General features: G+C 62.0%; 9 protein-coding genes and 1 tRNA gene. 4 read left to right on the top strand and 6 right to left on the bottom strand.

The window, feature by feature from the left end:
* Positions 1-451 (top strand): aminomethyltransferase beta-barrel domain-containing protein (locus E5W87_RS06780; protein WP_367118800.1); only part of this gene is annotated, 451 nt, incomplete at its 5' end.
* Positions 452-466: 15 nt separating this feature from the next.
* Here the strand turns inward: E5W87_RS06780 and E5W87_RS06775 are convergent.
* The gene (locus E5W87_RS06775) at positions 467-1474 is read right to left on the bottom strand and encodes a Gfo/Idh/MocA family oxidoreductase (RefSeq protein ID WP_292395203.1); all 1008 of its coding nucleotides are present in this window, start codon (positions 1472-1474) and stop codon (positions 467-469) included.
* A 344-nt stretch (positions 1475-1818) separates the two neighbouring features.
* On the opposite strand from E5W87_RS06775, the gene E5W87_RS06770 reads away from it, so the two are divergent.
* Positions 1819-1895: transfer RNA gene (locus E5W87_RS06770), tRNA-Met, on the top strand.
* On the opposite strand, the gene E5W87_RS06765 is transcribed toward E5W87_RS06770, so the two are convergent.
* The 4 genes from E5W87_RS06765 to E5W87_RS06750 all read right to left on the bottom strand — a co-directional run bounded on the left by E5W87_RS06765 (position 1852) and on the right by E5W87_RS06750 (position 5484).
* Positions 1852-2547: a hypothetical protein gene (locus E5W87_RS06765; RefSeq protein WP_292395262.1), complete on the bottom strand. Its 696-nt coding sequence runs from the start codon at positions 2545-2547 to the stop codon at positions 1852-1854. The two genes, E5W87_RS06770 and E5W87_RS06765, sit on opposite strands and share 44 nt — an antisense overlap.
* Positions 2468-3478 carry a recombinase family protein gene (locus tag E5W87_RS06760; RefSeq protein ID WP_292395202.1) on the bottom strand — a complete coding sequence of 337 codons (1011 nt, stop codon included), beginning with the start codon at positions 3476-3478 and terminating at the stop codon, positions 2468-2470. Before E5W87_RS06760 ends, E5W87_RS06765 begins: the two co-directional genes overlap by 80 nt.
* A 631-nt stretch (positions 3479-4109) precedes the next feature.
* The gene (locus E5W87_RS06755) at positions 4110-4823 is read right to left on the bottom strand and encodes a sulfite exporter TauE/SafE family protein (RefSeq protein WP_292395201.1); all 714 of its coding nucleotides are present in this window, start codon (positions 4821-4823) and stop codon (positions 4110-4112) included.
* A 16-nt stretch (positions 4824-4839) separates the two neighbouring features.
* A complete protein-coding gene (locus E5W87_RS06750) occupies positions 4840-5484 on the bottom strand; it encodes a DUF1007 family protein (RefSeq protein WP_292395200.1) in 645 nt (214 codons plus the stop codon).
* A 149-nt stretch (positions 5485-5633) separates the two neighbouring features.
* On the opposite strand from E5W87_RS06750, the gene E5W87_RS06745 reads away from it, so the two are divergent.
* Positions 5634-5912: a hypothetical protein gene (locus E5W87_RS06745; RefSeq protein ID WP_292395199.1), complete on the top strand. Its 279-nt coding sequence runs from the start codon at positions 5634-5636 to the stop codon at positions 5910-5912.
* A gap of 318 nt (positions 5913-6230) precedes the next feature.
* On the opposite strand, the gene E5W87_RS06740 is transcribed toward E5W87_RS06745, so the two are convergent.
* Positions 6231-7106: a methyltransferase domain-containing protein gene (locus E5W87_RS06740; protein ID WP_292395198.1), complete on the bottom strand. Its 876-nt coding sequence runs from the start codon at positions 7104-7106 to the stop codon at positions 6231-6233.
* 153 nt (positions 7107-7259) lie between these two features.
* On the opposite strand from E5W87_RS06740, the gene E5W87_RS06735 reads away from it, so the two are divergent.
* Positions 7260-7811 (top strand): TetR/AcrR family transcriptional regulator (locus tag E5W87_RS06735; protein WP_292395197.1); only part of this gene is annotated, 552 nt, incomplete at its 3' end.

Here is a 7811-nt window from a genome sequence, read left to right as displayed (position 1 = left end):
GCGCTACACGATCGGTCAGCGCCGCGGCATCGGCATCGCCTCGGGCGAGCCGCTCTACGTCGTCCATCTCGACGCCGACCGGGCACGCGTCATCGTTGGCCCGCGCGAGGCGCTTGAGACGCACAAGATCTATTTGCGCGACATGAACTGGCTGGGCGACGCTGCGCTGTCCGACATCCCGGCGGCCGGGCTGGAGCTTTTCGCCAAGGTCCGCTCGACACGCCCACCGCGCCCGGCCGTGCTGCATCACAGCGCCGGCATCACTTGGGTGGAGTTGGTCGACGGTGAATCCGGTATCGCGCCCGGCCAGGCCTGCGTGCTCTATTCCGACGACGGCAACGAGGCCCGCGTGTTCGGCGGCGGCTTCATCGAGCGTTCCGAGCGTGGCGCCGAGGCCGAGGCGATGCTGACACGGCTGGCGGCCCGGCCGGCGCAGGTTCCCGCCGAATAGACGATGATCCCGATTCTATCGGGGTGGATCGGACTCTAATTCAGCGGCACCGTTCTCTCGGGAAGACGATCCAGTGTGGGTAATCGTGCCAGCGGTCAGGATGCGCAGCACCCTGATGGCTTCCTCGCCGCCGGTGCGCGGTTCTGCCCGAGTCTCGATGCACTGGATGAAATGCTCGAGCTCTCGCGTCAGCGGCATGCCCTCGCCCACCGCCACGTAGGACGGCTCGTTGGTGGTGAAGGCCCATTGGCCGCTGTCTTGCCACACCGCGTGGCGGTAGACGGCGAGCTTGCGCTCCCACGGCTCGACATCGTCGAACACCGCCATCGCCTTGGTGCCGACCACGGTCAGCCGCCGTTCGCGGTAAGGATTGAGCCGCGACGCGAAGAGATGGCTGCGCAGACCGTTGGGAAAGCGCATGTGCAGATGCGCGAAATCGCTGAGATTGTCGAGCAGCGCTGCCCCCTCGCCACGCACCTCGATCGGTTCCGTGCCGGTGATGGCCAGGATCATCGACAGATCGTGCGGCGCCAAATCCCACAGCGCGTCGTTCTCGGTGTGGAACTTGCCGAGCCCGAGCCGGTGCGAATGGATATAGCGGACCTCGCCGAGCTCTCCATTGTCGATTAGCGCCTTCAACGTCTCGAAGGCTGGATGAAAGCGCAGCACATGGCCGACCATGAAGACGCGGCCATTGTCGGCCGCCGCCTTTACCGAACGCTCGGCATCCGCCACCGTCAGCGCGATCGGCTTTTCCACCAGCACGTCCTTGCCGCCCTGGACTGCGCGCACCGCCATATCGGCGTGGAACTGCGGCGGCAGCGCCATGACGATGGCGTCGACGTCTTTTCGAACAAACAGCGCCTCCGGCTCGATCGCCAGGCAATCCTGCTCACTGGCGAAGCCTTCGGCGCGGGCGGGGTTGACGTCCGAGACCGCGTGAAGCGCGCCGAGCGCCTTGAGGGTGCGGATGTGGTTGCTGCCCCAGTATCCGCAACCGAGGACTGCAATGCGCGGTTTCATCAATTCCAACTCTAGAATTTCGTGGCCGAGACATAGCGGCGCACTCCGCCGAACTCAACCCCGGCATTTCAGCTCAAATTCCTGCCCGGCAAAGCTTTTCAGCCGTTGGAGCGACGTGCGTCCGCTCGGACGCACAAAGTACGCGTCTCAAGACTTTGGATCGTCGCATCGTGCTTTCCGAAAATCGATTTCCGATTTCCGGCCCGAAGCGATAGAATATGCCGGGACGCCGGCTGTATCGATGCTTGACAGGCTTGGCCTCCGAACCTTATATCCGCCCGACCTTGGCGAACGCTTCGACATGCCTTCTAATTTAAGGCGGATTTCGGACCTTTCGTCGCCCTGGCGGGGTAGCTCAGTTGGTTAGAGCACGGGAATCATAATCCTGGGGTCGGGGGTTCAAGTCCCTCTCCCGCTACCACCATTCCCCCCACTCCTTTTACGCCGTGGGGGAAGGCACCCTCGCCCAAGAGTGCCGTTAGCCGCCCAGCGATTTCGACTTCGATCCCGCCGATCCTTGATAGATCTCGAAACACCGTGACGGTTTCGATCAAGTCCCGCATCGCCTCTGCAGATTCGGAGTCGCCAGTAGCAATGCCCTTGGCAAGCCCTGTCTGAAGTTGGTTCAGTTGTTCCTCGTAGCGTGCCAGCACCACAGGATGCAGCGCGGTCACTCCGGTCGCGGCGGGCACCTGATCCAACTCGGCCAAAATGCACTTACGCTCTTCGTTCAGCGTTGTTGATTGCGGTCCCAGTACGGCAGGGTCGCCATGGCCCTTGGCAATGGCGTTGACCAGCCGCTCGATTTCCCGAGATAATTCTCCAAGTCGTCGTTCCAAACGAGTGCGCCTGGCATCGGTATCGGCGGCCAAGCGCTTCCGTTCTTCGTGGTACGTCTGGACGTACTGGGCAATCACTTGAGGATGACGCAACTCGGCGGTAAGCCCGTTCAGAACGGCAGTTTCGACCGTATCCAAATAGAAGGTCTTAGGATCAGCGCATGTTCCGCTTTCTGTCGCGGCGGAACAGCGGATGCGAATGCGCTTGGACTTGTCCACGCCTTTTGACGACATTCCCGCACCACAGGCACCGCACCTCAAGAGCCCCGCCAACATATGTCGTGGTCGGCGCTGATGGCTTGGATGGGTGGTTGCGCGCCTTCTTCCGGGCCTGGGCTGCGTCGAACAGGTCGGACGAAACAATGGCAAGATCGGGTACTTCGACTATACGCCATTCACCTTTGGGATTCGGACGTGAGACACGTTTCCCCGTATCAGGATCGTTGATCATTCTGACCCTGTTCCAAATCAAGCGGCCAGCATAAAGCTCATTATGAAGCAGCCCCGTGCCTCTCTGTGCATTTCCATTGATGGTAGAGGCATTCCAGGCACGACCACGAGGCGGCGGTATGCGGTCTCTATTTAGATTGTGCGCGATATCACGCGGGGTCTGTCCATCGACATACTCCCTGAAGATACGACGCACGATGTCCGCTTCCTCCCCAGCGATCAATCGTTTCCCAGGGTCGCCCAGCACGTAGGAGTAGCCGTAGGTCAATCCACCGGCATGGAGCCCCTTGTTGACACGGCCGGCCTGGCCCCAACGGACTTTGTGAGCGATGTCCTCTCGATAGAGTTGCCCAACTAGACCGCGAAGTCCGACCAAGACCGTGTTCACCACGCCCTCGTGGACGGCACGAATTTCGATGCCGAGAAATGAAAGGCGTTTGTGAATGCCGGCAAGGTCTTCCATGTCACGCGAGAGCCGATCAAGGGCCTCCACAACGAGAACATCGAATTCGTGCTCACGAGCTTTGTCCATGAGGTGACGCAAACCGTCACGGCCCATGACTGAGCCGCCCGAGCGCGCTCGATCGTCAAACGTTGCGACCACGTTCAACCCCTCACGTTCAGCGTACGCTCGGCATAAAGCGAGTTGATCGTCTATCGATCGCTCATTCTGGAGGTCGGTTGAGAAGCGTGCGTAGATCGCGGTTCGGTTCATGGTGAGTTTTCTCGGCCTGTTCACGCTCGTGATCCTCGCGGGCCGCTTGGCGCGCGAGTGCATGTGCTAGGCGCAGAATCGCTCTGTCAGGCGCTCGGAGCAAGGCCCGTTTTTGGGATTTTCACAACCATTGCGGGTAGCGCTCGCTACGGCTCGGCCGTGCTCCTGCGGAAAATAGCGGTCCGCAGGATCGGTGGCCTCCTTCAACCCTGCCGAGATCATGATCCTGGTCCATGTCTGCCAAGATGTGCACATGCGAGCGATGGGAGAAGGCACCAAATCGATCGGTCGCAGAAAGGGATAGCAAGGCGTGCTTTTCGGAAATCCGCCAGCCTGACCGGTTGCTCTCCGTTCCACCTTGTTGGGAAAAACCGCAGGTTCCAACGCGGACACGCAACCATCGGTGCCGACATTCACTAATCGTGAGGATTGAGAGCCACCTCTTGTCGACGGCTGTCCAACTTCCAATTGCACCACATAGAAGCCGCCAAACCCCATGCCGTGAGGGCAGTGGGTTTCCAGATCCAACGTCGCATCCCCTTGGCGTCGAGATCGCGCAGCACCTCGGGGTTTTGAGCGGACGGAGTTGCTCTACGCCGGGAATGCGAGCGAAGGTGGCCGCTGGAGCCTCTTATCGCGACGAAATTTGCCACACGGCGACGCCGGCAAGCACGAAACCGGCAACACCTTCGATGCTGCGGGAAATGGCATTGAACAGGCGTGGCCGGCTGTCAAAAAAATGCACCAGCCGTTCGCGGAACAGGATCGACAGAACGGCGACCGTGGACAGCGTCAGCGCCACGCCGGCCATCATGGTGACGGCAAAGAGAAGGCCCGCTACCGGCACGCCCCTGGAGATCGCAAAGGTCATGGCGAACAGCGTCAGTGGGCACGGGATCAGGCCAGCCATGAAGCCGACGGCCTCGCCCTCGTGCTTGTGATGATGCCCATGACTGAACGCTCGCCACAGCATCCATAAGCCGATCAGCCCGAGCAGTCCGCGGCTGATGTCTTCCAACAGCGGCGCGCGGCCAACGCTCCCCAGGGCGATCGAGACAAGCGGCAAGGACAGGGCGGCAATCACCACTGCGATGGTGACATGCGTGACGGAGAGCGTGATCGAGACCAGGAAGCCACGCGCCACCTTTGCATCCGAGCCGGCCAGATAGGTTGCCAGCACCGCCTTACTGTGGCCGGGCGTCAGCGCGTGCGCGGCACCGAAGAGCACACCCATCGGCAGGAACGCCATGAAACCCAGCCAGTCGCCGCCGGCGGACAGCAGTTTGATTTGCTCGGCAAGCGCCAAGTAGATCGTGCGCTGGAATTCGACGAGGTACAGGAACATCAGGCGTGCCGGCCCGTCATGCGCATGTCAGTTCGAGGCGCGTGGCGAAGATCTTGCCGAGATCGGTTCCGGTCGGATCACTGAAGAAGGCGTCCGTCAACTTCGTCTGATTCTGCGCGATCGCCGTGTTGGGATCGGGGCGCACCACGGCGCGTGCGCAGCCCTGCGGCAGGCCGGCTACGGCGATCTTGTCGTCGTCGGTGAAATCGATCGCCGTGTAGAAGGTCGGGTCATAGACGCCGATGCTGACCTTGCCCGCAAGCGGTAGCGCCTCCTTCGGCTGCGTCTCGAACTGGACGGCGAGTTGATTGTTCTCATAGCTGGTGACAAGCTTGGCTGGCGGCGTCATCGCCACGTCCTTGCCATCCACCGTGACCATTTGGAAATAATTGTACTCGGCAAGCGAGGCATGGATGGTGAGAGCGGCGGCGTCGAGTTCTTTCGCGTCGAGCACCAGATCGGCGTTCTTGTCGAACTCCATCAGCACCGTCGAGGAAAAGAGTTCGTCGAAGCGCCAAAGATGCCGCAGCGTCTCGACATCCCGATCGGTGCCCACGACTACGTCCAGCCTGGCCTCGGCAAAAACATGCGGATGAGCAGCCACCGCGAGCGTGGAAGTGAGCAGGAGTGCCACGCCTGCAATCGTGCTCGTGAGGTGCATTTGCGTTTCCCTTCACGTATCTTTTCGCAGCCGGACCTGTGGCAACGCAACGAGGCTAAAATGGGACGCCGCGTGCCGTCCCATCAGTCATCCACGATCGAGCTTGCAATAACGACGTTCGATGTGGCCCGAGTGGCAGGGTACGTCAAATGCACCAGCTGCTTGCGGTTGCCGGCGATCACTATGTACAGCCGGGAGACTTGCCTGCCCTTTCTCTCCTCGCCGATCTTTTCGGCGTCGGTGCGCTCGAAGAATTGCTTTTCAAATTCGGCACGGGCGACATCAACAGCTTGACCGAGCAGGTCTGGACGGCCTTTCCGCCCATGATTGCCTTGGTCGCGGCTACCAACGTGCCGGCCGGTAGATCCTCTCCCGTCACCCGCCATCCGCGAAAGGCCCTCACCCCCTCGACGGGAGCAAAGGCCTGATCATCGATCAGTGGCGCCCATCGCCGCGACCTCGCCAATGTTGCTGTCCGATCGAAGTTGGGACCATGCGCCAAGCATGTCGAATGGAAGGCATCAAGCGCCCGGTCGACGTCTTCGGCGAGAGCGAGCGGTGATGCGACGCACGCGGCCAAAAACGTCAGGGAAAGGAGGGCCTTGGGCATTCTGTGGTCTCGGGCATCGAAGCAGGCCGGATGGCCAATCCGGCAAGATAACGCCGGGGCGGCTGCGAACGCAACGCAGTACGGTCCGCGCCGTTTTCCTGGCGGCGCCCGGTCCGGCGGCCGCCGCATGCCGCGATCAGGCAGGCAGGACCTCGTCGGTCTTGGCGCGAACATAGTCCAGGTTCATGGTCCCGACGGCTCCAATGTCGTCGATCTTGAAACCTGTCTCGGCCAACAGCGCCCCGATCGCATTCATGTCGATATGCCCATGCCGATGGAGCCTGGGCAATCTGGATTTGCGTGCCGGCCTACCGAAGTCGATCAGCAGCAGCCGGCCTCCGGGCTTCAGAACGCGCTCCGCTTCGCGGAAGAAGGTCGATCGAGCGGGTTTTGACAAGTGATGCAGCATGAGCGTGCCGATCACGATGTCGAATTGCCCATCCTTGAAGGGAAGTTCCTGGGCGGTCGCCTGGACGAAGGTCAGATCGAGGCCCGCCCGCGCGGCCTTGAGGCGCGCCCTCTCGACCATCTCGGCCGAAGCGTCGACGCCCGTGACGCGACCGGCCGCGCCGACCAGCCGCCTGGCGGCGATGGCAAGCGTGCCCGTGCCGCAGGCGACATCGAGCACCGCCTCGCCGGGCTGGAGCCCTGCCAGGCGAAGCATGAACTGGCGAAACTGGCCCTCGCGGCCGAAGGTCAGAACGCGCGCCAGCAAATCATAGCCCGCCGCCCTGTGCAGGACGATGCCGATGCCTCTGTCGCCGGCGCCATGCGTGCCATTCCCGGCAGGCCGCATGTGACGAAAGCCGCCCCAGAGCGCCACTGCCACGACCGCCGCGAGGATGAGGCCGTGGAGCGCCCCCGTCCAGGCGCCCGCATTGAGGTACCCGGCCCCGAATTGCAGCATGAGCAGGAAACCGGCGACCAGCGACAGTTTGACAAGCACGGCAAGCACAATGACGCCCTTTCGCGAATGCTGTCCGTTGCCGGCCTGATGACCAAATTGGTGCATGTCTTTTTGCCTCCTCGTCGGTTTGCGGTGCGCTCAAAACATCATTGAGCTTCTGGACTTGGCGTATCATATTGGACAGAGCGTCCGGAAACGCCATTGCCGGACACCGGAGCGCCGAATGTCCGAAACCGCACGCGACAAGGGGCAGTGACCATGAAAATTGAGCGGAGCGACGACAGGGGTACGATCGACCGGCGCGTCGCGCGCACGCGGGCCCTGCTGCAGGACGCGCTGATTGCGCTCATCCCCGAGCGCGGCTATGCGGCCATCACCGTGGAAGATATCTGCCAGGAAGCTGATGTCGGCAGGTCGACCTTCTATACCCACTATGCCGGCAAGGACGAACTGCGTAGCGCAGCCCTGGAGGCGCATCTGCGGTCGCTGAGCAAGCGCGTGTCGGCAGACGAAAAGACAGGCAACCGCCTGTTCGAATTCAGCCTGCCGATGTTCGAGCACGCGCGGGCGTTCCGGTCGCTCCACCACGCGCTGCTTTCGAGCAGCGGCGACACGATCCACGACCAGTTGCGCGAACGGATCCGGCGCGCCGTGCGAACCGAACTCGCCGACAGGCGGATCGGCAAAGCCGGCGTGCCCGTCGAATTCGCCGTCCAGTTCATATCGGGAGCATTTCTGGCGGTGCTTGCCTGGTGGATCGCCGAGGACGCCAGCTTTTCGCCGGTGCAGGTCGACGACTTATTCCAGCAA

The sequence above is a fragment of the Mesorhizobium sp. genome (genome assembly GCF_004962925.1).
In the GTDB taxonomy this organism is placed as follows: Bacteria; Pseudomonadota; Alphaproteobacteria; order Rhizobiales; family Rhizobiaceae; genus Mesorhizobium.
Note: the sequence above shows the minus strand (reverse complement) of the source record. Positions and strands in the feature narration are given on the sequence as shown.